20 protein-coding genes are annotated in these 21,406 nt (G+C 64.9%); 9 read left to right on the top strand and 11 right to left on the bottom strand.

Annotated features, from left to right (window positions below):
* From HNE04_RS00705 to HNE04_RS00695, 3 genes are read left to right on the top strand one after another with little or no spacing between them, the layout of a single operon-like run.
* Entirely contained in the window at positions 1 to 366 is a 366-nt protein-coding gene (locus HNE04_RS00705; protein WP_172215831.1) for a sirohydrochlorin chelatase, read from the top strand.
* 48 nt (positions 367 to 414) lie between these two features.
* On the top strand, positions 415 to 1,359 hold the full coding sequence (locus HNE04_RS00700; RefSeq protein WP_172215829.1) for a CysB family HTH-type transcriptional regulator: 945 nt from the start codon (positions 415 to 417) through the stop codon (positions 1,357 to 1,359).
* Positions 1,349 to 2,515 (top strand): pyridoxal phosphate-dependent aminotransferase, encoded by a 1,167-nt coding sequence (locus tag HNE04_RS00695; protein WP_172215827.1) that lies wholly within the window; start codon positions 1,349 to 1,351, stop codon positions 2,513 to 2,515. Before HNE04_RS00700 ends, HNE04_RS00695 begins: the two co-directional genes overlap by 11 nt.
* Positions 2,516 to 2,827: 312 nt before the next feature.
* Here HNE04_RS00695 and HNE04_RS00690 read toward each other — a convergent pair whose 3' ends face one another.
* Complete coding sequence (locus tag HNE04_RS00690) at positions 2,828 to 3,532, bottom strand: Rieske (2Fe-2S) protein (protein ID WP_172215825.1); 705 nt, start codon at positions 3,530 to 3,532, stop codon at positions 2,828 to 2,830.
* A 183-nt stretch (positions 3,533 to 3,715) separates the two neighbouring features.
* On the opposite strand from HNE04_RS00690, the gene HNE04_RS00685 reads away from it, so the two are divergent.
* The gene (locus tag HNE04_RS00685) at positions 3,716 to 3,874 is read left to right on the top strand and encodes a DUF3309 family protein (RefSeq protein WP_172215823.1); all 159 of its coding nucleotides are present in this window, start codon (positions 3,716 to 3,718) and stop codon (positions 3,872 to 3,874) included.
* A gap of 17 nt (positions 3,875 to 3,891) precedes the next feature.
* On the opposite strand, the gene hrpA is transcribed toward HNE04_RS00685, so the two are convergent.
* Both hrpA and HNE04_RS00675 read right to left on the bottom strand, forming a co-directional pair.
* Positions 3,892 to 7,722, bottom strand: a complete 3,831-nt coding sequence (hrpA, locus tag HNE04_RS00680; RefSeq protein WP_235964736.1) for an ATP-dependent RNA helicase HrpA — start codon at positions 7,720 to 7,722, stop codon at positions 3,892 to 3,894.
* Between the two features lie 43 nt (positions 7,723 to 7,765).
* On the bottom strand, positions 7,766 to 8,989 hold the full coding sequence (locus HNE04_RS00675) for a 7TM diverse intracellular signaling domain-containing protein (RefSeq protein WP_172215818.1): 1,224 nt from the start codon (positions 8,987 to 8,989) through the stop codon (positions 7,766 to 7,768).
* A gap of 80 nt (positions 8,990 to 9,069) precedes the next feature.
* Between HNE04_RS00675 and argA the strand changes: the two genes are divergently transcribed.
* The 4 genes from argA to HNE04_RS00655 all read left to right on the top strand — a co-directional run bounded on the left by argA (position 9,070) and on the right by HNE04_RS00655 (position 13,379).
* Positions 9,070 to 10,419 (top strand): amino-acid N-acetyltransferase, encoded by a 1,350-nt coding sequence (gene argA, locus HNE04_RS00670; protein WP_172215809.1) that lies wholly within the window; start codon positions 9,070 to 9,072, stop codon positions 10,417 to 10,419.
* Positions 10,420 to 10,586: 167 nt separating this feature from the next.
* Positions 10,587 to 11,273 (top strand): dienelactone hydrolase family protein, encoded by a 687-nt coding sequence (locus HNE04_RS00665; protein ID WP_172215807.1) that lies wholly within the window; start codon positions 10,587 to 10,589, stop codon positions 11,271 to 11,273.
* Between the two features lie 55 nt (positions 11,274 to 11,328).
* A complete protein-coding gene (locus HNE04_RS00660) occupies positions 11,329 to 11,997 on the top strand; it encodes a phosphoribosyltransferase (protein ID WP_172215805.1) in 669 nt (222 codons plus the stop codon).
* A gap of 23 nt (positions 11,998 to 12,020) precedes the next feature.
* Positions 12,021 to 13,379, top strand: coding sequence for an erythromycin esterase family protein (locus HNE04_RS00655; protein ID WP_172215803.1), 1,359 nt, complete (start codon positions 12,021 to 12,023; stop codon positions 13,377 to 13,379).
* On the opposite strand, the gene HNE04_RS00650 is transcribed toward HNE04_RS00655, so the two are convergent.
* The 7 genes from HNE04_RS00650 to HNE04_RS00620 form a co-directional block, all read right to left on the bottom strand.
* Positions 13,368 to 13,892, bottom strand: coding sequence for a disulfide bond formation protein B (locus tag HNE04_RS00650; protein ID WP_172215801.1), 525 nt, complete (start codon positions 13,890 to 13,892; stop codon positions 13,368 to 13,370). The two genes, HNE04_RS00655 and HNE04_RS00650, sit on opposite strands and share 12 nt — an antisense overlap.
* Positions 13,893 to 13,905: 13 nt before the next feature.
* Positions 13,906 to 15,012: a sulfate/molybdate ABC transporter ATP-binding protein gene (locus HNE04_RS00645; RefSeq protein ID WP_172215799.1), complete on the bottom strand. Its 1,107-nt coding sequence runs from the start codon at positions 15,010 to 15,012 to the stop codon at positions 13,906 to 13,908.
* Positions 15,009 to 15,902 (bottom strand): sulfate ABC transporter permease subunit CysW, encoded by an 894-nt coding sequence (gene cysW, locus HNE04_RS00640; RefSeq protein ID WP_172215789.1) that lies wholly within the window; start codon positions 15,900 to 15,902, stop codon positions 15,009 to 15,011. Before cysW ends, HNE04_RS00645 begins: the two co-directional genes overlap by 4 nt.
* On the bottom strand, positions 15,899 to 16,777 hold the full coding sequence (cysT, locus tag HNE04_RS00635) for a sulfate ABC transporter permease subunit CysT (protein WP_172215787.1): 879 nt from the start codon (positions 16,775 to 16,777) through the stop codon (positions 15,899 to 15,901). The genes cysW and cysT overlap by 4 nt, the downstream gene beginning before the upstream one ends.
* Before the next feature lie 4 nt (positions 16,778 to 16,781).
* The gene (locus HNE04_RS00630; RefSeq protein WP_172215785.1) at positions 16,782 to 17,777 is read right to left on the bottom strand and encodes a sulfate ABC transporter substrate-binding protein; all 996 of its coding nucleotides are present in this window, start codon (positions 17,775 to 17,777) and stop codon (positions 16,782 to 16,784) included.
* A gap of 11 nt (positions 17,778 to 17,788) precedes the next feature.
* A complete protein-coding gene (locus tag HNE04_RS00625; protein ID WP_172215783.1) occupies positions 17,789 to 18,430 on the bottom strand; it encodes a peroxiredoxin in 642 nt (213 codons plus the stop codon).
* A gap of 100 nt (positions 18,431 to 18,530) precedes the next feature.
* The gene (locus tag HNE04_RS00620; RefSeq protein ID WP_172215781.1) at positions 18,531 to 19,289 is read right to left on the bottom strand and encodes an IclR family transcriptional regulator domain-containing protein; all 759 of its coding nucleotides are present in this window, start codon (positions 19,287 to 19,289) and stop codon (positions 18,531 to 18,533) included.
* Positions 19,290 to 19,407: 118 nt separating this feature from the next.
* Here HNE04_RS00620 and pobA point away from each other — a divergent pair, with 118 nt between their 5' ends.
* Entirely contained in the window at positions 19,408 to 20,583 is a 1,176-nt protein-coding gene (gene pobA, locus HNE04_RS00615; RefSeq protein ID WP_172215779.1) for a 4-hydroxybenzoate 3-monooxygenase, read from the top strand.
* Positions 20,584 to 20,585: 2 nt separating this feature from the next.
* Here the strand turns inward: pobA and HNE04_RS00610 are convergent, their stop codons facing one another.
* On the bottom strand, positions 20,586 to 21,386 hold the full coding sequence (locus tag HNE04_RS00610) for a transporter substrate-binding domain-containing protein (RefSeq protein WP_172215777.1): 801 nt from the start codon (positions 21,384 to 21,386) through the stop codon (positions 20,586 to 20,588).
* Positions 21,387 to 21,406 lie beyond the last annotated feature (20 nt).

Genomic DNA, 21,406 nt, shown 5'->3' with positions numbered 1-21,406 from the left:
ATGCAGGAACGCAAGGCGATCATCCTTTTTGGGCACGGCTCGCGCGACCCCCTGTGGCGCCGCCCCATCGAGGCGGTGGCCAGCCGGCTCGCAGCGCAGCAGCCGGGACTACTGGTGCGCTGCGCCTACCTGGAACTCGACCAGCCCGACCTGCCCGCTGCCTCGGCGCAACTCGCCGCCCAAGGTGCGACCGAGGTCACCATTGTTCCCATGTTCCTCGGCGCCGGCAGGCACGCGCGCGAAGACTTGCCTCGCCTGGTCCAGGCCCTCCGCGATGCAAACCCGGCGGTGCAATTCAAGCTGCAGCAGCCGGTGGGCGAAGACCCGCGCGTGCTGGATTTGCTGGCAACGATTGCCCTCGAATAGCATAGACGGCTCGGGCATAATGAATTTCTCTCTTAGAAGAAATTCGGTATGAATCTCCATCAATTCCGATTCGTCCAGGAAGCGGTGCGCCGCAACCTGAACCTGACCGAGGCGGCCAAGGCGCTGCACACGTCGCAGCCTGGGGTGTCCAAGGCCATCATAGAACTGGAGGAGGAGCTGGGGGTGGAAATCTTCGCCCGCCACGGCAAACGCCTCAAGCGCGTGACGGAGCCGGGCCAGCACGTACTCAAAAGCATAGAACTCATCATGCGCGAGGTCGGCAACCTCAAGCGCATAGGCGAACAGTTCAGTGCCCAGGACAGCGGCACCCTGTCGATTGCGACCACCCATACCCAGGCGCGCTATGTGCTGCCGGTACCCGTTGCCAAACTGCGCGAGGCCTTTCCCAAGGTGAACGTCAGCCTGCACCAGGGCTCGCCCGACCAGGTGGCGCGCATGGTGATCGACGAAGTGGCCGAGATCGGCATCGCCACCGAGTCGCTGTCGGACTACCAGGAACTGGTCACCCTGCCCTGCTACGAGTGGCAGCATGTGCTGGTGCTGCCGCTGGCCCATCCGCTGGCCAAGAAGGAGCGCATCACCCTGGAGGACCTGGCCTCCGAACCGATCATCACCTATCACCCTTCCTTCACCGGCCGCACACGCATCGACCATGCTTTCGCGCAGCGCAAGCTGGAGCCTCGCATCGCGCTGGAAGCGATCGACTCGGACGTGATCAAGACCTATGTGCGCCTGGGACTGGGCATCGGCATCGTCGCGGAGATGGCCGTGCGCGACGACGGCAGCAACAGCGACCTGGCGGTCCGGCCGCTGGGCAGCTTGTTCGGGCAGAACGTGGCGCGGGTGGCTTTCAAGCGCAGCGCCTACCTGCGCAACTTCGTCTATAAGTTCGCCGAGCTGCTCTCAGACCGGCTCGACCGCAACCTGATCGCCAAGGCCATGACAGGCCATGTAAACGACTATGAGCTCTAACCTCGCACGCACGCCGATTCTCCAGACCAAGCTGCCCTCCGTGGGCACCACCATCTTCACCGTCATGTCGGCCCTTGCGACCGAAAAAGGCGCCGTGAACCTCGGCCAGGGATTTCCCGATTTCGATTGCGACCCGCGGCTTGTCCGGGCCGTGACCGAGGCCATGACGCAGGGGCTGAACCAGTACCCGCCCATGCCCGGCGTGCCCACCTTGCGGGCCGCAGTGGCGGCCAAGATGGAGGCGATGTACGGCCACAGCTATGACGCCGCCTCCGAGATCACGATCACTGCGGGCGCCACACAGGCCATCATCACCGCAATCCTCGCCGTCGTCCGGCCGGGCGACGAGGTGATCGTGCTGGAGCCCTGCTACGACAGCTATGTACCCAACATCGAGCTCGCGGGCGGAACCGTGGTTCGCGTCCCGCTCACGCCCGGCAGCTTTCGACCGGATTTCGACAAGATTTCCGCTGCGATCAATGGCAAGACCCGCGCCCTGTTGATCAACAGCCCGCACAACCCCAGCGCCACTATCTGGTCGAACCAGGACATGCTCAAGCTGCAGGAGCTGCTGGCGCCCACCGACGTCCTGCTGATCAGCGACGAGGTGTATGAGCACATGGTGTTCGACGGCCAGGAACACCAGAGCGCGGCCCGTTTCCCGGGCTTGGCGGCACGGGCCTTCATCGTGTCGAGTTTCGGCAAGACCTATCACGTGACCGGCTGGAAGGTCGGCTATGTGGCGGCACCCGAACCTCTCATGGCGGAATTCCGCAAGGTCCACCAGTTCAACGTGTTCACGGTCAACACGCCGGTGCAGCATGGCCTGGCCGCGTATATGGCGGACCCGCAGCCCCACCTGCAGCTGCCTGCCTTCTACCAGCGCAAGCGCGACCTTTTCCGCCAGGGCCTCCAGCGGACCAAGTTCAAGATCCTACCCAGCGAAGGCAGCTACTTCCAGTGCGTCGATATCTCCGAGGTGAGCAAGCTGGGAGAAGCCGAATTCTGCAAGTGGCTCACCACCGAGATCGGCGTGGCGGCCATTCCGCTATCGGCGTTCTACGGCAACGGGTTCGACCAGCGCGTGGTGCGTTTTTGCTTCGGCAAGAAGGAAGAGACGCTCCATGCGGCGCTCGAGCGCCTGGCGAAGTTGTAGGAAAAAGGCTGTCATCCCGGACTCGATCCAGGATCCATGAATTTGTTGCGCGCCAAAACCTCGCGGCAAGGCTGTGCGCCGGTCGGCTGCGGCGCGCCAACCAAGTCCGAGCGAAGCCGCGTGTGGGCGGGCTGACCGCGCGTCACAGCCCGCCCGCACGTGGCTTCGCCGCCCACACGCAAGCCTGCAACAGCAGCGGACAGCGAACCGCTCGCGACCATGGGTCCCCGGTCAGGGCTCTCATCCACGAGCAATTGCCAGCGCTCTGAAATCTCCGGACAGTAGCGGGTCATGCCCGCAAGGACAAATCACTCAGCACTGGATCGGGTTGCGGCAGAACTTCTCGAGTTCGCGCACAACGGCCTCTCCGGTGACGGAGTTCCTGGCCTTGGGACCCACCTCCAGGCTCAGCTTCATCTCGTACTTCCTGAAGAAGTCGTCGAACAGCTCGCCGCCCAGCGTGGCGTAAGCCGTGAGGGTATCGGCCTTTGTGTCGTGGGCCAGCAGCACGGCGCATAGCGGCTGCGATGCAGGCCCGGACAGGACCCGGGCGCCCCGCGCCGGGTCGTACTGGCTGTGGTCCGCGCAGCAATGGATCAGTTCGTCCTGCACGCCGCGCTGGGCCCGGGTCTTGCGAAAGCTGATGAAACTCACGTCCCGCGTGGGATAGACGAGCTGGTGCGCGCAGATCGCCGAATACGCCACCACGCTGCGCCGCGGCCCCACGCCGCCTGGCCAGGCATAGGCGTCGCGGTTCTTGGTGCTCAGTGACTGCGGCGGCGCGGGCTTGCCCAATTCCAGCAGGAACACCGGGGTGGCTTCGAAGGGATAGTGGAAGACATAGTTGGTGAGCGGCTTCAGGCTGGAGGCCTTGAGCGGCTCGCCCTTGTCGTTCATCAGCAGGGCCTGCGGATAGGCCCGGGGCTTGGCGTCCGCGGCGAACACGGGCAATGCAGCCGCGGCGGATATACAAGCCGCCCCGGCCGTGCATGACTCTATGAAACTGCGTCGATCCATGGGTGGCCGAAGTACACACCATGGGCACCTCGGCTGTCAAAGGGGCTTTGTACCGAAGAACAAAGTAGCCATGTGCCCACACGGCGTCAGGAAGCTGCCTGACCCGAGGCAGGGATGGCCTCCGGCGCGCCGGCCCGGCGGGCGGTGCAAGGATTGAGGCCCAGCGATAACCAAGGAGCCCACATGTCCGTTTCGATGATTCTCCTGATCGTGCTGATCCTCTTGCTGGTGGGCGCGCTGCCCACCTGGGGACACAGCCGCAACTGGGGCTACGGTCCTTCGGGTGGCCTGGGCCTGGTTCTGCTGATCCTGCTGGTCTTGCTATTGATGGGCAAGATATAGCGACTGAGCCATGGGTGTCAGCTGTTGAGCTGCACCCAAAGCTTGTCGAGCCGTTTGACGCTCACCGGCTGGGGCGTACGTAATTCCTGCGCGAAAAAACTCACGCGCAGTTCCTCGAGCAGCCAGCGCAACTCCTGCATTCGGTCGTCCACGGCCCCTTTGCGTTCGGCCACCAGCCGCCAGTAGCGCTGCTCCTGCGGTCGCAGTTCAGCCATCCTCGTGGTATCGCGCGCGGGATCGCTGCGCAGCTTGTCCAGGCGCAGCGTGATGGCCTTGAGGTAGCGCGGGAAATGCTGCAACTGGGCCCAGGGCGTCGCCGCCAGGAAGCGCTTGGGCATCAGGCGCTGCAACTGCTGAGCGGCATCGGCAGTCGCATCGGGCTGGTTTTTCGTGTCCTTGATCTTTCGCACCGCCGCGGCGTACTCCACCAGGACCGTGCCGGCCAGCCGCGCCACCTCATTGGCGATCAAGGTAAGGCGGCCACGGCCTTCCTCGATCCGGCGCTTGAAGGCGATCTCGTCGGCGGGTAAGGGCTCCAGCATGAACGCTCGTTCCAGCGCCACCTCGATGATCTGCTCGCGCAGTTCCTCCTGCGTCCCCAACGGCATGAAGGCGACGGCCATTTTCTGCAGGTCGGGGATGTTCTTTTCCAGGTACTTGAGGGCGTCCTTGATCTGCAGGGCAAACAGCCGGCGCAAGCCCGCGCGGTGCTTTGCCGCCGCGACGTCGGGCTCGTCGAATACCTCGATCGTCACCGCATCGCCCTGGTCGATCAGCGCCGGGAACCCGATCAGGCTGGTGCCGCCTTTGCGAATTTCCATCAGCTCGGGCAGTTCGCCGAAGGTCCAGGCGGTGTAGCGCTGGTCGCCCACCAGGCGCTTGGCTGTTGGCTCCGCCGCAGTCACTGGCGCAGCGTCGGCATGAGCGCCGGCATGAGGGCTCGCCGGCGAGGCAGGCAAGGCCTTCATGCCGGCCAATGCCTGAAAAGCCCCACGCGCCTGCGCGCCCAGTTCCGCCTTCAGCGCTCCCAGATTGCGCCCCATGCCCAGCTGGCGTCCGTGCTCGTCCACCACGCGGAAATTCATGAACAGATGCGCAGGCAGCATGTCGAGCTTGAAGTCCGCGCGCTTCACGTCCAGGCTGGTATCGGCACGCACGATCTTCAGCAAGGCATCGGTCAGCGACCCATTGGCCCAGAACTCGGGCTGCGACAGCTGCGTTGCCAGCCGATTAGCTGATTCCGGCAGCGGGACAAAGCGCGAACGGGGTCGTTGGGGCAGGCTCTTGAGGAGGGCCTGCACTTTGTCCTTGAGCATCCCGGGCACCAGCCACTCGGCGCGGTCCTCGTTCACCTGGTTCAGCACGAACAGCGGCACCGTCACGGTGATGCCATCGCGGATGTCGCCGGGCTCGTGCAGGTAAGTCGCGGCGCAATCCACGCCGCCCATGCGGATGGACTTCGGGAAGGCCTCGGTCGTGATGCCCGCGGCTTCATGCCGCATCAGCTCGTCGCGCGTCAGTTTCAACAGATCGGGATGTCCGCGGCTGGCTTCGCGGAACCAGCGCTCGAAACTGGCGCCACTGAACACGTCGCGGGGAATGAACTTGTCGTAGAACGCATAGATCAGTTCTTCGTCCACCAGCACGTCCTGCCGGCGCGACTTGTGCTCCAGCTCCTCCACCTGCTTGACGAGCTTCTGGTTGGCGGCCAGGAACGGCAGCTTCGTCTCCCACTGGCCGGCCACCAGGCCCTCGCGGATGAATATCTCGCGTGCACCCTGCATATCGACGCGGGCGAAAGGCACCCGCCGGCCGCTGTAGATCACCAGGCCGTACAACGTGGCGCGCTCCAGCGACATCACTTCGGCAGCCTTTTTCTCCCAGTGCGGATCGAGCAGCTGCTTCTTGAGCAGGTGCCCGGCCACCTGCTCTATCCACAGCGGCTCGATGTTGGCAATGCCGCGCCCGAACAGGCGGGTGGTTTCCACCAGCTCCGCACTGACGATCCAGCGGCCCGGTTTCTTCTTCAGGTGCGCGCCGGGATGGCGATAGAACTTGATGCCGCGCGCGCCGAGGTACACGTCCTCCTCGTCCAGCTTGCAGCCGATGTTGCCCAGCAGGCCCGCCAGCATCGACTTGTGCAATTCCTCATAGCTGGCCGGTGCCGCGTTCAGCTGCCACTTGTGCTCCGCCACCACGGTGTGCAACTGGCTGTGGATGTCGCGCCACTCGCGCACCCGCCGCACGTTGATGAAGTTCTGGCGCAGCAGCTGTTCGTACTGGCGGTTGCTCAGTTTGTGCTGCTTGTCATGGCCGCCGCGCGATTCGTCCAGCCATTTCCACAACCGCAGATAGCCGGAAAACTCGCTCTTCTCGTCGTCGAACTTCGCGTGCTGCTGGTCGGCCTGGGCCTGCAACTCCATCGGGCGGTCGCGCACGTCCTGCACCGAGAGCGCCGACGCAATGACCAGAACCTCGTCGAGCGCGCCTCGCTCGCGTCCTTCCAGGATCATGCGGCCGACGCGCGGGTCCAGCGGCAGCTTGGCCAGCTCGCGGCCCATGGCCGTGAGCTCGTTGGTATCGTCCACCGCGCCCAGCTCGTTGAGCAGCTGGTAGCCGTCGGCAATGGCGCGGCGCGAAGGCTCCTCGATGAAGGGGAAGTCTTCGACCGAACCGAGGTGCAAGGCTTTCATGCGCAGGATGACGCCGGCCAAGGACGAACGCAGGATTTCCGGGTCGGTGAATCGCGGCCGGCCGGCGAAATCCTTCTCGTCGTACAGGCGGATGCAAATGCCGTTGGCAACGCGCCCGCAGCGGCCGGCGCGCTGGTTGGCCGCCGCCTGGCTGATCGGCTCCACCAGCAGCTGCTCCACCTTGCTGCGGAAGCTGTAGCGTTTCACACGAGCCGTGCCGGCGTCGACCACATAGCGAATGCCCGGAACGGTCAGCGAAGTCTCGGCCACGTTGGTCGCCAGAATGATGCGGCGCCCGCTGTGGTTGTCGAAAATGCGGTCCTGCTCGGCCTGCGACAGCCGGGCGAACAGCGGCAACACCTCGGCATTGCGCGTCAACGGCTGGTGCGACAGGTGCTTGCGCAGATGATCCGCCGCCTCGCGGATTTCGCGTTCGCCCGGCAAGAAGACCAGGATGTCGCCGCCACCACCGCCCTGCCAGAGCTCGTCCACGCCATCGGCAATCGCCTCGTTCAACCCGTAATCGCGTGAATCCTCGAAGGGCCGCCAGCGCTGCTCCACCGGGTACATCCGCCCCGACACGTAGATGACGGGCGCTGGCCCCTTCGCTGACTGGAAATGCTTGGCAAAACGATCGGCATCGATGGTGGCCGAGGTGACGATGATCTTCAGGTCGGGCCGGCGTGGCAGGATTTCGCGCAGATACCCGAGCAGGAAATCGATGTTCAGGCTGCGTTCGTGCGCCTCGTCGATGATGATCGTGTCGTAGGCCTTGAGCAGCGGGTCGGTCTGGGTCTCGGCGAGCAGGATGCCGTCGGTCATCAGCTTCACCGATGCATCGCGCGACAGCCGGTCCTGGAACCGCACCTTGTAGCCCACGACCTCACCCAGCGGCGTGTTCAGCTCTTCGGCAATGCGCTTGGCGACGCTGGAGGCCGCGATGCGGCGTGGCTGCGTGTGGCCTATCAGCCGGCCCTGGCCCTGTGGGTAGTTCAGCTTGCCCCGGCCCAGGCCCAGGGCGATCTTGGGCAGCTGCGTGGTCTTGCCCGAGCCGGTTTCGCCGCAGACGATGACGACCTGGTTGGACTCGATCGCGGCCGCGATCTCGTCGCGCTTGGCCGAGACCGGCAGGGATTCGGGGAAGGTGATGCTCAGGGACGACAAGACACGCGGCTCAAAGCCCGTGATTATCCCCCGCTCAAGCCGCGTCGGCAGCCGGCAGCTCCGCTATCTCCCCCAAGGCCTGATCATGCCAGGCCACGCGGCTGGCGTAACTCCAGGCGGTGCGCGCCATTGCCCGGGCCATTTTCACAGCGGCCGAAGGCCGTACCTGCGCCGTGGTGGCGAGCACGCCTACGCCCACCTGTGCCACCCAATGGGCCTGGCCTGCCTCGAGGTCGGCGGGCGCGCCGCTGGTGCTCAGCTTCACGGGGCGCGACAGCCGCTCCGCGACCAGCCTGCCAAGACGGACCACCCGCTGCATATCGGCCGCATCGCGCAAAAGAAGGAGGAAACCATCCTCACCCAGGCGGCCCATCTCCACGTCGCCGGGCATGCAGCGGCGCAGCCGGCTGGCGCAAACGAACAGAGCGTGGTTGAGCGCCGGCCGGCCGTGCATTTTTTCCAGCATGTACAGGTTGCCGATGGCAATGCCGATCACGCCCACCGGGTGCGTCGCATCCTCATGCTGGCGAAAAAAAGCCAGCCCGACCATCTGACCGGTTTCGGTATGGGAGCGCATACGCGTGATCGGGTCGTAGCTCGGCCCGTGGATCACCACCTCGCGCAATTCGATCAGGTAGGAATAGCGGATCCACAGCGCCGTGGCCATGGTGGAGAGATAGGCCATGCCCGACAGCGCGCTCAGGGCATGGACCTGCCAGGGCGCGCCCTCGCGATCCAGCGCAATCCAGCTCAATCCGCTCACGGCGACGAGCATGAACGAGACGCCGGTGACAGCCACCCATGCCAGGCGGTCGCCGCGGCGGGCGCTCCGGATGCAGATCACGAGCATGACGGCACCGACGATGAACGCCAGCATTGAACTGAGCGCAAGCGATTCGGGCGCGTCCAGCGTCCACCCGAAGGCCAGCACCAGGGCGCCCACGACCACCATCACGGCGCGGACCCGCTGCGCCACCACGGGGTCGCGCAGCAGGCCCAGCATGGCCAGCAGCATCAGACCCAGCACCACCGAAGTGAACGTGGCCACGTGAGCCAGGAAACGCGATTGGTGCGCGGGATTTTCAATGGGCAGCAAGCCCAGGTACGCCACGACAAAGAGCGCCGATACCAGCGAGGACAGCGCCGCCGTCAACGCCACGCGCTGCAGCGAGCGTGCAAACGCAGCCAGCGAGCCGGCCAACATGAGGGCGACGGTGCCAAAGAATGCGCCCCAGAAACCCGCGACCAGCATGTCCATGGGTGCGTACGATACGGCAAACCCAGCCGCCGCGGCACAGGCCTATCCCTTACACTTTCGGCCAACCCTTAGTCACCGCCATGTCCACCGTCTTCAACTTCACCTTCGTACCGTGGTTCCGCTCGGTGGCGCCGTATATCCACATGCACCGGGGCAAGACCTTCGTGGTGGGTATCGCGGGCGAGGCCATCGCGGCGGGCAAGCTGCCCCACATCGCGCAAGACCTGGCGCTGATCCAGAGCATGGGCGTGAAGATCGTGCTGGTCCACGGCTTCCGCCCGCAGGTCAACGAGCAGCTCAGGGCCAAGGGCCACGCCGCCAAGTATTCCCACGGCATGCGCATCACCGACGAAGTGGCGCTGGACAGCGCCCAGGAAGCCGCCGGCCAGCTGCGCTACGAGATCGAAGCGGCTTTCAGCCAGGGCCTGCCCAACACGCCCATGGCCGGCGCCACCGTGCGCGTGATCTCGGGTAATTTCATCACCGCGCGGCCCGTTGGGGTGCTGGACGGCGTGGACTTCCAGCACTCGGGGCTGGTGCGCAAGGTCGATGTGGGCGGCATCACGCGGACGCTGGACTTCGGCGCCATGGTGCTGTTGTCCCCCTTCGGCTTTTCGCCGACCGGCGAGGCCTTCAACCTCACCATGGAAGAAGTCGCGACCAGCGTGGCCATTGCCTTGCAGGCCGACAAGCTGATCTTCCTGACCGAAATTCCCGGCGTGCGGGTCAAGCCGCTGGAGCCCGAGGGCGAGGACAACCCCATCGACACCGAGCTGCCACTGGCCGCCGCGGAGCAGCTGCTGGCCAGCCTGCCCGGCGCGCAGCAGCCCACCGACACGGCCTTCTACCTGCAGCATTGCGTCAAGGCCTGCAAGGCCGGCGTAGAGCGCAGCCACATCATTCCGTTCGCCACCGACGGTTCGCTGCTGCTGGAAGTCTATGTGCATGACGGCATCGGCACGATGGTCATCGACGAGAAGCTGGAAAGCCTGCGCGAAGCCACTCCCGACGACGTGGGCGGCATCCTGCAGCTGATCGAACCGTTCGAGAAGGACGGCACGCTCGTCAAGCGCGACCGCACCGAGATCGAACGCGACATCGCCAACTACACCATCGTCGAGCACGACGGTGTCATCTTCGCCTGCGCGGCGCTGTACCCGTACCCCGAAGCCAAGACCGGCGAGATGGCAGCCTTGACGGTATCGCCCCAAAGCCAGGGCCAGGGCGATGGCGAGAAGATCCTGAAGCGCATCGAGCAGCGTGCCCGCTCCATGGGACTGGAAAGCATCTTCGTGCTGACCACCCGCACCATGCACTGGTTCCTGAAACGCGGCTTCGTCCAGGTCGACGCCGACTGGCTGCCCGAGGCGCGCAAGCGCAAGTACAACTGGGACCGCAAGAGCATGGTGTTCGTCAAGAAGCTGGTGTGAAGATTTCCTGCTCGTCGGACGGCGCCAGCCACCAAATGGCTCGACCGTGCCTGCGGCGGTTCTACCGCCGAGCCAACACCTGACGCGAGGCGTCTCCTACACAGGAATCGACCCGGTCCGACAGCGCAGCGCCGCGTGAGCGCCTAGCTTGTATTGGCTGAGGTCCGATGAATACCGCCACGCAAGATTCGACTGCCAGGGAGGTCCGCATCGCTGCGGGCGACGCCCGGCTTTACGGCGACCTGGTGACACCGCCCGGGTTCGCGGGTTTGGTGCTGTTCGCGCATGGCAGCGGCAGCGGCCGCCACAGCGCGCGCAACAGGCAGGTGGCGCAGAGGCTGCAGCAAGCGGGGATTGCGACGCTGCTGTTCGACCTGCTTACCGCCCAGGAGGAGCAGGTGGACCTGCAGACCCGCGAACATCGATTCGACATCCCCTTGCTGACCCGGCGCATGCAGGACGCCACCGAATGGGCCTGCGCCCAGCCTGAGTTGCACCACGCGCCAATCGGCTACTTCGGCGCGAGCACCGGCAGCGCGGCTGCCATCATTGCCGCGGCGCGGCTGGGCGAGCGCATCAAGGCCGTGGTGTCCCGCGGTGGCCGGCCGGATCTTGCAGGGCCAGCGGCCCTCGCAGCGGTCACCGCGCCGACGCTGCTGATCGTTGGCGGGGCCGACCACGGCGTGATCGAACTCAATCAGGAGGCCTTGCAGCGCCTTCAGTGCGACAAGGACCTCATCATCGTTCCCGGCGCGACCCACTTGTTCGAGGAGCGCGGTGCCCTGGAGGAAGTGGCTCAGGCGGCAGCCTCCTGGTTCATCCGGCACATGGTGCCGGTGGAGCACGCGTCATGAGCCGCCGGGCCGCTCCCAAGGCGAATACCGCAGCGCGTAGCGCGGAGGTTTCCGAATGAACGAAGTGCGCCTTCCGTTCAAGGATCGCAGGCAGGCCGGACGGGTGCTGGCCGAACACCTGGAGCACTACCGCGGCCGCCCCAACCTGCTGGTGCTGGCTTTGCCGCGCGGCGGCGTGGCGGTCGGCTTCGAAGTGGCCCATGCGTTGCAGGCCCCGCTGGACGTGTTCGTGGTGCGAAAACTCGGTTTCCCTGGGCACGAGGAATACGCGATGGGCGCCATTGCCAGCGGAGGCGTACGCGTGATGAATCCCCTGTCCGGCGCGACCGTGTCTGCCAAGGAAGTGGCCGTCGTGGTGGAACGTGAACAGGCAGAGCTGGTTCGGCGCGAGCGGCTCTACCGCGGCGACGGCCCGGCGGTGAGCCTGCGGGGTCGCAACGTGATCGTGGTGGATGATGGCGTGGCAACAGGCTCGACCATGCGGGCGGCCGTGCTGGCGATCCGTCAGCAGCATCCCGCGCGTTTGGTGGTGGCCGTTCCCGTCGGCGCCGACGACACCTGCGAGCAACTGCGCACCGAGGCTGACGAAGTGGTTTGCTGCGCAACCCCCACGCCATTCCGGGCCGTGGGCTTGTGGTATCGCAACTTCCCGCAGTCCAGCGACGATGAAGTCCATGAGCTGCTGGAAGAGGCGCGGCGCGAACACGCTTTTTCCGTCCATTGAAATTCTCGGGGGAGGAGTGACACATGGCCCCGCGCCTGTCCGAGCCCGTCCGCGCCGGCGGCAAGCTGGTTGACAACCTTCGTTCGCATCTTGAACCCTTGTCGGGCGAGCCGAGCGACTACAACACCCTGCTGGACCTGATCGGCAACTCCCGGCTGGCCTTGTTGGGAGAAGCCTCGCATGGCACGAAGGAGTTCTATCGCGAGCGCATTCGCATCACCCAGCGCCTGATGACCGAAAAGGGGTTCACGGCGGTTGCGGTGGAAGCCGACTGGCCCGACGCCTGGCGCGTCAATCGTTATGTGCGGGGCTTGTCCGACGATGCGGATGCCACAGCGGCCCTGGCCGGCTTCAAGCGCTTTCCGGCCTGGATGTGGCGCAACACCGAGGTGCGCGATTTCATCGAATGGCTGCGCGAGTACAACGCCGGTCACGGGCGGCAAAAACAGGTGGGCTTCTACGGCATAGACCTGTACAGTCTGTTCAGCTCGATGCAGGCGGTGCTGGAGTATCTCGACCGCACCGACCCTGAGGCCGCCCGCAGGGCACGGGCGCGCTACGCCTGTTTCGATCACGCGAAGGAGGACAGCCAGGCCTATGGCAATGGCGCGAGTATCGGCCTGTCCGCCAGCTGCGAGGACGAGGCCGCTGAGCAACTGCGGGAGATGAACCGTCTGGCCGCGAACATGCCGGCGACACGGGGGCTGGAGCGGGATGAAGTCTTCTGCGCCCAACAAAACGCCCGCCTGGTGCGCAACGCCGAGGTGTACTACCGCAACATGTTCCGCGGCCGCGTGTCATCGTGGAATCTTCGAGACAGCCACATGATGGAGACGCTACGGGCCCTGGATGGACATCTGGGCGCGAGCGGGACGCCCGCGCACATCGCCGTGTGGGCTCACAACTCGCACCTGGGCGACGCCAGCGTCACGGAGTTGGGCGAAATCGGCGAATGGAACGTAGGCCAGCTCGCCCGCGACCACTACGGCGGCGATGCGGTGCTGGTCGGCTTCAGCACCCATCGAGGTTGGGTTACGGCTGCCGCCGAATGGGATGAACCGCCGCAGCGCAAGCGCGTGCGCGCGGGTCTTGCGGGCAGCTGGGAGGACGTTTTCCACCAGACCGGCGCCGCTCGATTCCTGTTGCCGCTGAGGGGAAACACCTCGCTCAGGCCACTGCTTTCCGAACGCAGGCTGCAACGCGCGATCGGCGTGATCTACCGGCCGGAGACAGAGCGCCAAAGCCACTACTTCCACACCCGGCTGGCGGACCAGTTCGATGCCGTCATCCACCTCGACCAAACCAGCGCCCTGGAACCCCTGGACAGGGGGCACGTCTGGGCCAACCCCGAGCCGCCGGAAACCTACCCGTCAGGCGTATGAGTGCTGAGCGGAACGGCGCCGGCCCTGCCGCAGCAGCAGGACCAAGGCCACCACTGCGAAAAAGCAGAACCACAGGAACGACCAGTTGGCGATGGAGCCGCCCAGGAAGGTCCAATCAATCTTCGTGCAGTCGCCGCTGCCCTTGAAGATCATGGGGATGGCGCGCTTGAGCGGGAAGGTCTCGATCATCCCGTAGAAGTCGCGCCCGCAGGACGCGGTCTCGGGGGGATACCACTGCAGCCAGCTCTGGCGCGCCGCCACGAAAGCGCCGAAACCCGAGACCAGCAGCATGAGCCCGCTGCCCGCCAGCAACGCGCCGCGGCCACGCGCAAAGGCCGTGATGCCCGATATCAGCGCCACCAGGACCAGGGCGTAGCGCTGCACGATGCACATGGGGCAAGGCTCGAGGCCCACCACGTGCTGCAGATAAAGCCCGAAAGCAAGCATGCCCACGCAGGCCACGCTGACAAGCGCGAGCACGCGGCGCGGCGCGGTATCAAACCATTGGATCAAGATCTTTCCTCGCCTATTCCACAAACACACGGGCCCGGCGCGGCGTCACCACCAGCGTCTCGCCCTCGCGGAATCCCATCTCCTTGAACTGCTGCGCAGGAATCTGCGCTTCGATGATGGAATCCTGATTGTCTCCCGCTGGTTTGTTGTCATCCGCGGGAATAAGTTCCAGCCGGGCAATGGGGCCGACCACGATGGCCCGGCTCAATTGGACCACGATGCCGCGCGGCCGGCCCGACGCATCCACGCCTTCGCCCGGCGAATAGCGGCGAACGTCCAGGTCATGCGGGCGGACATAGGCGAAAGCCTTGGCATTCTGGGCGTCGGCGTGTTCGGGCGACTGCAGCTGCATCCCTTCCAGGTGCACCTCGCCTTCGTGGGCGCGGCCATGGAACAGGTTCACGTCGCCCAGGAAACCATAGACGAAGGGGCTGGCCGGATGGTCCCAGACGTCCTGCGGGGATCCTATCTGCTCCACGTTGCCCGCGTTCATCAGCACCACGCGGTCGGCGACTTCCAGGGCCTCCTCCTGGTCGTGGGTGACGAAAATGCTGGTGACGTGCAGTTCGTCGTGCAACCGACGCAGCCAGCGCCTCAGCTCCTTGCGCACCTTGGCATCGAGCGCGCCGAAAGGTTCATCCAGCAGCAGCACCTTGGGCTCCACGGCCAGGGCCCGGGCCAGGGCGATACGCTGGCGCTGGCCGCCCGAGAGCTGAGACGGAAAACGGTCGGCTAACCAGTCGAGCTGCACCAGGCCCAGCAGGTCGTGCACCTTTTTCTTGATCTGGTCTTCGCTCGGGCGCTGGCCGCGCGGCTTCACGCGCAGGCCGAAGGCCACGTTCTCGAACACCGTCATGTGGCGAAACAGCGCGTAGTGCTGGAACACGAAGCCCACCTGGCGATCGCGCACGTGCACGTCGGTGGTGTCTTCCCCCGCGAAAAGGATGCTGCCCGTGTCCGCCGTTTCCAGGCCGGCGATGATGCGCAGCAGCGTGGTCTTGCCGCAACCCGAAGGGCCCAGCAAGGCGATCAGTTCGCCCGATTCGATGTCCAGGGATACGTCGCGCAAGGCGTGGAAATCGCCGAACTTCTTGCTGACGTTGCGAATTTCAATGCTCATACTGCTTCCTTGACGGCCAGCGGCCGTTCCGGCGGAATCTCCGCCGCGGCCTTCATCTCGCGCTCATGGCGCCACTCCACCACCGACTTGATGACCAGGGTGACCAGGGCGAGCAGCGCCAGCAGCGAGGCCACCGCGAACGCCGCCACCGACTGGTACTCGTTGTAGAGGATTTCGACGTGCAGCGGCATGGTGTTGGTCTGGCCGCGGATATGGCCCGATACCACGGACACGGCGCCGAACTCGCCCATGGCCCGCGCGTTGCACAGAATGACGCCGTAGATCAGGCCCCATTTGATATTGGGCAAGGTGACGTACCAGAAGGTCTGCCAGCCGGTGGCGCCCAGCACGATGGCGGCCTGCTCTTCGTCGTTGCCCTGCGCCTGCATCAGCGGGATCAGCTCGCGGGCGATGAACGGAAAGGTCACGAAGATCGTGGCCAGCACGATCCCCGGCACGGCAAAGATGATCTTGATGTTGTGCTCCGCCAGCCAGGGGCCGAACCAGCCCTGCGCGCCGAACATCAGCACATAGATCAAGCCGGCCACGACTGGCGAGACCGAGAACGGCAGATCGATCAGCGTGGTGAGAAATGCCTTGCCACGGAACTCGAACTTGGCAATGCACCAGGCCGCCGCGATGCCGAACACCAGATTCAAGGGAACGGCTATGGCTGCCGTGATCAGCGTGAGGCGGATCGCCGACCAGGCGTCGGGTTCACGCAGGCCTTCCAGGTAGGCGCCGAACCCTTTGCGGAGCGCCTCGGCGAACACCGCAGCCAGCGGCAGCACCAGGAACAACAGCAGGAACGCCAGCGCCACGGCTATCAGGGTGTAGCGCACCCATGGCGCTTCGGTGGTGACCACCCGTTTGGTGGTGAGGGAGCTCATTGGCCCCCCGATCGCCGGCGCTGCCAGCCTTGCAGCGCATTGATGATGAGCAGCAGCACGAAGGACACCACCAGCATCACCACGGCCACGGCGGTGGCGCCCGCGTAGTCGTACTGCTCGAGCTTGCCGATGATGATCAGCGGCGTGATCTCCGACACCATGGGCATGTTGCCGGCGATGAAGATCACCGAGCCGTATTCACCGATGGCCCGGGCAAACGCCATGGCGAAGCCCGTGAGCAGCGCCGGGGCGATCGAGGGAAAGATCACCTTGGCGAAAGTCTGCCAGCGCGTCGCGCCCAGGCACATCGCGGCTTCTTCCAGCTCTTTCTCGGTATCTTCCAGCACCGGCTGCACCGTCCGCACCACGAACGGCAGCCCGATGAAGATCAGCGCGATGACAACACCATTGGGATTGAAAGCCAGCTTGATGCCCAGCGGCTCCAGGTACTGGCCGATCCAGCCATTGCCCGCCAACAGCGCCGTGAGGGAAATACCGGCCACGGCAGTGGGCAACGCGAACGGCAGGTCGACCAGGGCATCGACGATCTTCTTGCCGGGAAAGCTGTAGCGAACCAGCACCCACGCCACCAGGAGGCCGAACACCACGTTGACCAAGGCAGCGATCAGCGAAGCACCGAACGTCAGCCGATACGACGCCAGGACGCGCGGCGAACTGATGGCTGCCCAGAACTGGTCCAGGCTCAGCGTGAAGGTCTTGAGCACCAGCGCCGAGAGCGGGATCAGCACGATCAGGCTCAGGTACAGCAGGGTGTAGCCCAGGGTCAGGTTGAAGCCGGGCAAGACTTTCTTGCTCCCGCCTCTGGTGGGCACGGCCGCGCCGGGCAGCGGCACCCCCAAACTCGCAGCAGTCATCGCATCACTTCACTGTGTAGATCTTGTCGAACTGGCCGCCGTCGTTGAAGTGCACTTTCTGCGCTTCCGACAGCGAGCCAAACAGCTCCTGCACCGTGAACAGCTTGATCGGCTTGAACGTGTCGGCGTATTTCTTCACGATCGCCTGGTTGCGCGGGCGGATCGAGTGCCTGGCGGCGATTTCCTGCCCTTCTTCGGAGTACAGGAACTGCAGATAAGCCTTGGCCAGGTCCGCCGTGCCCTTCTTGGCCACCGTGCGCTCGACGATGGCAACCGGGTTCTCGGCAATGATGCTGATGGACGGATAGATCACGTCCACCTTGTCCTTGCCGAATTCCTTGTTGACGGACTCGACCTCCGATTCGAACGTGACCAGCACGTCGCCGGTATTGCGCTGCAGGAAGGCGGTGGTCGCGTCGCGGCCGCCGCGCGCCAGGATAGGCACGTTCTTGTACAGCTTGGACAGGAATTCCTGCGCCTGGGCGTCGGTGCCGCCCTTCTTCTTGATGTAGCCCAAGGCGGCCAGGTAGGTATAGCGCCCGTTGCCACCGGTCTTGGGGTTGACCACGACCACCTGCACGCCCGGCTTGATCAGGTCGTCCCAGTCCTTGATGCCCTTGGGGTTGCCGTTGCGCACCAGGAACAGCATGGTCGAGGTGGTCGGCGCGGCATTGTCGGGGAAGCGCTTGGCCCAGTCCTTGGCCACCACGCCCTTCTCGGCCAGGAACTCGATGTCGGTGGTGGTGTTCATGGTCACCACGTCCGCATCCAGGCCGTCGGCGACTGCGCGTGCCTGCGCGCTGGAGCCACCGTGGGCCTGGTCGATTTTCACGTCCTTGCCCGTGGCCTTCTTGTAGGCCGGCACGAACGCCGCGTTGATGTCCTTGTAGAACTCGCGCGCCACGTCGTAGGAGACGTTGAGCAAGGTTTGCTGGGCGCCGGCGATGCCGCTGGCGGCCAGCGCGAAGCCGGCCAATAAGGTCTTGATTTTGAGGTTCATTGCTCGGTTGCTCATTTATTCGGTTGCGCCGTCATGCGCAGGTAGGGCCTGACGGCCTTGAATCCCTTGGGGAAACGCTGGGCGAGCTCAGCCGGGTCCTGCAGGCTGGGGATGATGACCACGTCGTCGCCGTTCTTCCAGTTGGCGGGCGTCGCGACCTTGTGGCTGTCGGTCAGCTGGAGGGAGTCGATCACGCGCAGGATCTCGTCGAAATTGCGCCCGGTGCTCGCCGGATAGGTCAGCGTCGTGCGGATCACCTTCTTGGGGTCGATGATGAAAACGCTGCGCACCGTGGCGTTGGCCAGCGCATGGGGGTGGATCATGTCGTAGAGCATGGCCACCTTGCGGTCCGGATCGGCCAGGATTGGGAAGTTCACCGTCGTGTCCTGGGTTTCATTGATGTCCTTGACCCATTTGCCGTGCGATTCCAGCGGGTCCACGCTTACGGCGATAGGCTTGACTCCGCGCTTGGCGAACTCGCCGGACAGCGCCGCAGTCTTCCCCAATTCGGTGGTGCAGACGGGCGTGAAGTCGGCCGGATGCGAGAACAGCACCGCCCACGAATCGCCGGCCCATTCATGGAAGTGAATCGGCCCCTCGGTGGAATCCTGGACGAAGTCGGGGGCAATGTCGCCCAGTCGCAAAGTGGCCATCGTTGTTCTTTCTGTCTGAGAAAAGACGCATTTTGGGACCAAGCCTTAAAACCCCAACGACTATATAGTTGTTAATTAATGCGCATTGACGCATAAGGACCTACAACAAAGGGCGCAATTCGCGAGCCGCCTCGAGCAGCAGCGGCAGCAGATCGCGCTGCATCGCCCGCATCTCCAGCCGGTGCGGCGCCGCAACGACATTCAAGGCAGCCACGGTCAGGCCCTGCATGTTGCGCAGTGGCACCGCAAGGGCGTGGACACCTAGTTCATGTTCCTCGCTCGCCACGCAAAAGTCTTGCGTGCGCACTTCTTCTATCAGTGCCCGAAACTTGCGCGGCTCCACCGTGGTGTGCGCGGTCAGCCGTGGCAGTTCCCTGCCCTTCATCCACGCATTGAAATCGGCCTTGCCCTTGGCGGCCAGCAGCACCCTCCCGGTGGACGTGGCATGGGCGGGCAATCGCGCGCCCAGATGCAAACCGTAGGCCAGCACCCGCGTGGAGCCGCTACGCGCCACGATGACGACCTGGTCGCCATCGAGCACCACGGCCGAGAATGACTCCGCTGTTTGCGCCGCCAGGCGGTTGAGCGTGGGCTGCAGCACACGCGGCAACCGGGCCGACGCCAGGTAGCTGCCCGAAAAGCGCAGCACCTTGGGCGCCAGCCAGAAGTAGCTGCCGTCGGTTTCCAGGTAACCCAGGTGCGTCAGCGTCAGCAGGTGGCGGCGGGCGGCCGCCCGCGTGATGCCCGCGCGCTGCGAGGCCAGCGTCGCGTTCAGGCGCTGGCGCTCGGTGTCGAAACTCTCCAGCACGGCCATGCCCTTGGCCATGCCTTCGATGAAGTCTGCTTTGGCGATCGTCATTGTGAAGGGCTGCGCGATGATCGCGCAGCTCGGGCAATCATCGCACAGCGCCGCGCGCGCGCCCTGGCTGAAAACCCTGTGCCCGCCTAAGCTGAAGGCAGATCACCGGAGACACTTCATGCGCACCCAGGTCGCCATCATCGGCGCCGGCCCCTCGGGCCTGCTGCTCGGCCAGCTGCTCTACAAGGCCGGCATAGACAACATCATCATCGAGCGCCAGAGCGCCGAATACGTGCTGGCCCGCATCCGCGCCGGCGTGCTGGAGCAGGTCACCACCGACCTGCTCGACGAATGCGGCGTCAGCAAGCGCCTGCACCAGCAGGGCCTCGTGCACGACGGTATCGAGCTGCTGTTCAAGGGCGCGCGGCATCGCATCGACATGCGCACCCTCACCGGCGGCAAGACCGTGACCGTGTATGGCCAGACCGAGGTGACGCACGACCTCATGGACGCGCGCAAGGCCGAAGGCTTGACCACGATCTATGACGCCGGCGACAGCGTGACCTTGCACGACTTCGAAGGAACCCGTCCCAAGGTGCGCTACGTCAAGGACGGCCAGGCGCAGGAAATCGAATGCGATTTCATCGCCGGGTGCGACGGCTACCACGGCGTCAGCCGCGCCAGCGTGCCCGCCGGCGCCCTCAGGACCTACGAGAAGGTCTACCCCTTCGGCTGGCTCGGCATCCTGGCCGACGTTCCACCGGTGTCGCATGAGCTGATCTATGCCAACACGGAGCGCGGCTTTGCGCTTTGTTCCATGCGCAGCGCCACGCGCAGCCGCTTCTACGTACAGGTGCCCTCCAACGAGAAGGCGGAGGATTGGTCCGATGAAGCCTTCTGGAACGAGCTGCGCGCCCGGCTGGACCCGCAAGCCCGCGAGCACCTGGTCACCGGCCCTTCCCTGGAAAAAAGCATCGCGCCGCTGCGCAGCTTCGTGGCCGAACCGATGCGCTTCGGCCGGCTGCTCCTGGCGGGCGACGCCGCCCACATCGTGCCGCCTACGGGCGCGAAGGGCCTGAACCTGGCGGCCTCGGACGTGAAATACCTCTCCTCGGCGCTGATCGAACACTACCGCGATATCAGCAGCGCCGGCATCGACCACTATTCGGAGCGTTGCCTGCGCCGCGTCTGGAAAGCCGAACGATTCTCCTGGTGGTTCACCTCGCTCATGCACAAGTTTCCGGAAACCGGCGACTTCGGGCAGAGACTGCAGGAGGCCGAGCTGGACTACCTGGTCGGCTCCAAGGCGGCTTCAACGGTGCTGGCCGAGAACTATGTAGGCTTGCCGCTTTGAGCTTATTCACGCGCAGCCACAACGGCGCCACGTATTCCAGCCCTCTCTATTGCCGCTTTGACCAGCCCCTCGGACTTTGCGCTTTCGACGAAGCCCCGCGCGTAGGCCAGGCCACGGTTCCGTCCCTTCGGCATGGCCATGGCGTGCGGATCGAGTCCGGCCCGGCCGTCGAGGACCACAGAGCCGGGTAATTGGCTCGACGCCTCGAAGAGGCTGGGCTTGATGCTGAAGATCGCGTCTGCGCGCCCGGATTTCACCGTTTCCAATGTGCCGGCGAGGCTGGGTGCCCGGACCACCGTGGCGTTTTTCAGCGTGCGAGAAAGAAAGACATCCGGCTGGGACCTCTCCTGCACGGCGACGCGAATCCCGGGCTTATCCACATCAGCGATTGTCGAGATGGAAGAACCTCCAGGGACGAGGTAGCCGAATTCGATTTCCAGGTGCCGCGGCGCGAAGTCCCACTCCTGCGCCCGCGCAGGACTGAACCCGACAAAGGCGACATCCCAAGCGCCGGTCTTTCCGCTGTCGAGAAGGGCCCCAACCGACGGGTACATGACCGGCTCGAACGGAACGCCCATACGCCGGGCCAACTCTTTCCCCAGGTCGAACGCCACGCCCTTCAGCTCCCCTGACACAGGGTCACGTACGACGTTATGTGGGCTGCCTAACTGGAGCGCAACACGGAGCTTACCGGCTGGGGCCAAAGCCTGTCGCTCTTCTGGTGATGGCGCGGTACTGATGCCGGCGCAGCCCGAAAGCAGAAATCCGAGTGTCAAGGTCATCAGCCAGTGGGTTGGTCGCATGGCGCCCTCCTTCGGACTTG

The organism is Caenimonas soli (assembly GCF_013155545.1).
GTDB classification, from domain to species: Bacteria; Pseudomonadota; Gammaproteobacteria; order Burkholderiales; family Burkholderiaceae_C; genus Ramlibacter; species Ramlibacter soli.
The sequence above is the reverse complement of the archived record's forward strand: the minus strand, read 5'-3'. Positions and strand labels throughout refer to the sequence as shown.

Coding starts and splice junctions, on each gene's coding strand:
- cysT (WP_172215787.1), bottom strand. CDS start 16,777: ATGACTGCTGCGAGTTTGGGGGTGCCGCTGCCCGGCGCGGCCGTGCCC.
- HNE04_RS00630 (WP_172215785.1), bottom strand. CDS start 17,777: ATGAACCTCAAAATCAAGACCTTATTGGCCGGCTTCGCGCTGGCCGCC.
- HNE04_RS00665 (WP_172215807.1), top strand. CDS start 10,587: ATGAATACCGCCACGCAAGATTCGACTGCCAGGGAGGTCCGCATCGCT.
- HNE04_RS00620 (WP_172215781.1), bottom strand. CDS start 19,289: ATGACGATCGCCAAAGCAGACTTCATCGAAGGCATGGCCAAGGGCATG.
- cysW (WP_172215789.1), bottom strand. CDS start 15,902: ATGAGCTCCCTCACCACCAAACGGGTGGTCACCACCGAAGCGCCATGG.
- HNE04_RS00690 (WP_172215825.1), bottom strand. CDS start 3,532: ATGGATCGACGCAGTTTCATAGAGTCATGCACGGCCGGGGCGGCTTGT.
- argA (WP_172215809.1), top strand. CDS start 9,070: ATGTCCACCGTCTTCAACTTCACCTTCGTACCGTGGTTCCGCTCGGTG.
- HNE04_RS00700 (WP_172215829.1), top strand. CDS start 415: ATGAATCTCCATCAATTCCGATTCGTCCAGGAAGCGGTGCGCCGCAAC.
- HNE04_RS00645 (WP_172215799.1), bottom strand. CDS start 15,012: ATGAGCATTGAAATTCGCAACGTCAGCAAGAAGTTCGGCGATTTCCAC.
- pobA (WP_172215779.1), top strand. CDS start 19,408: ATGCGCACCCAGGTCGCCATCATCGGCGCCGGCCCCTCGGGCCTGCTG.
- HNE04_RS00695 (WP_172215827.1), top strand. CDS start 1,349: ATGAGCTCTAACCTCGCACGCACGCCGATTCTCCAGACCAAGCTGCCC.
- HNE04_RS00655 (WP_172215803.1), top strand. CDS start 12,021: ATGGCCCCGCGCCTGTCCGAGCCCGTCCGCGCCGGCGGCAAGCTGGTT.
- HNE04_RS00705 (WP_172215831.1), top strand. CDS start 1: ATGCAGGAACGCAAGGCGATCATCCTTTTTGGGCACGGCTCGCGCGAC.
- HNE04_RS00675 (WP_172215818.1), bottom strand. CDS start 8,989: ATGGACATGCTGGTCGCGGGTTTCTGGGGCGCATTCTTTGGCACCGTC.
- HNE04_RS00660 (WP_172215805.1), top strand. CDS start 11,329: ATGAACGAAGTGCGCCTTCCGTTCAAGGATCGCAGGCAGGCCGGACGG.
- HNE04_RS00610 (WP_172215777.1), bottom strand. CDS start 21,386: ATGCGACCAACCCACTGGCTGATGACCTTGACACTCGGATTTCTGCTT.
- HNE04_RS00625 (WP_172215783.1), bottom strand. CDS start 18,430: ATGGCCACTTTGCGACTGGGCGACATTGCCCCCGACTTCGTCCAGGAT.
- HNE04_RS00685 (WP_172215823.1), top strand. CDS start 3,716: ATGTCCGTTTCGATGATTCTCCTGATCGTGCTGATCCTCTTGCTGGTG.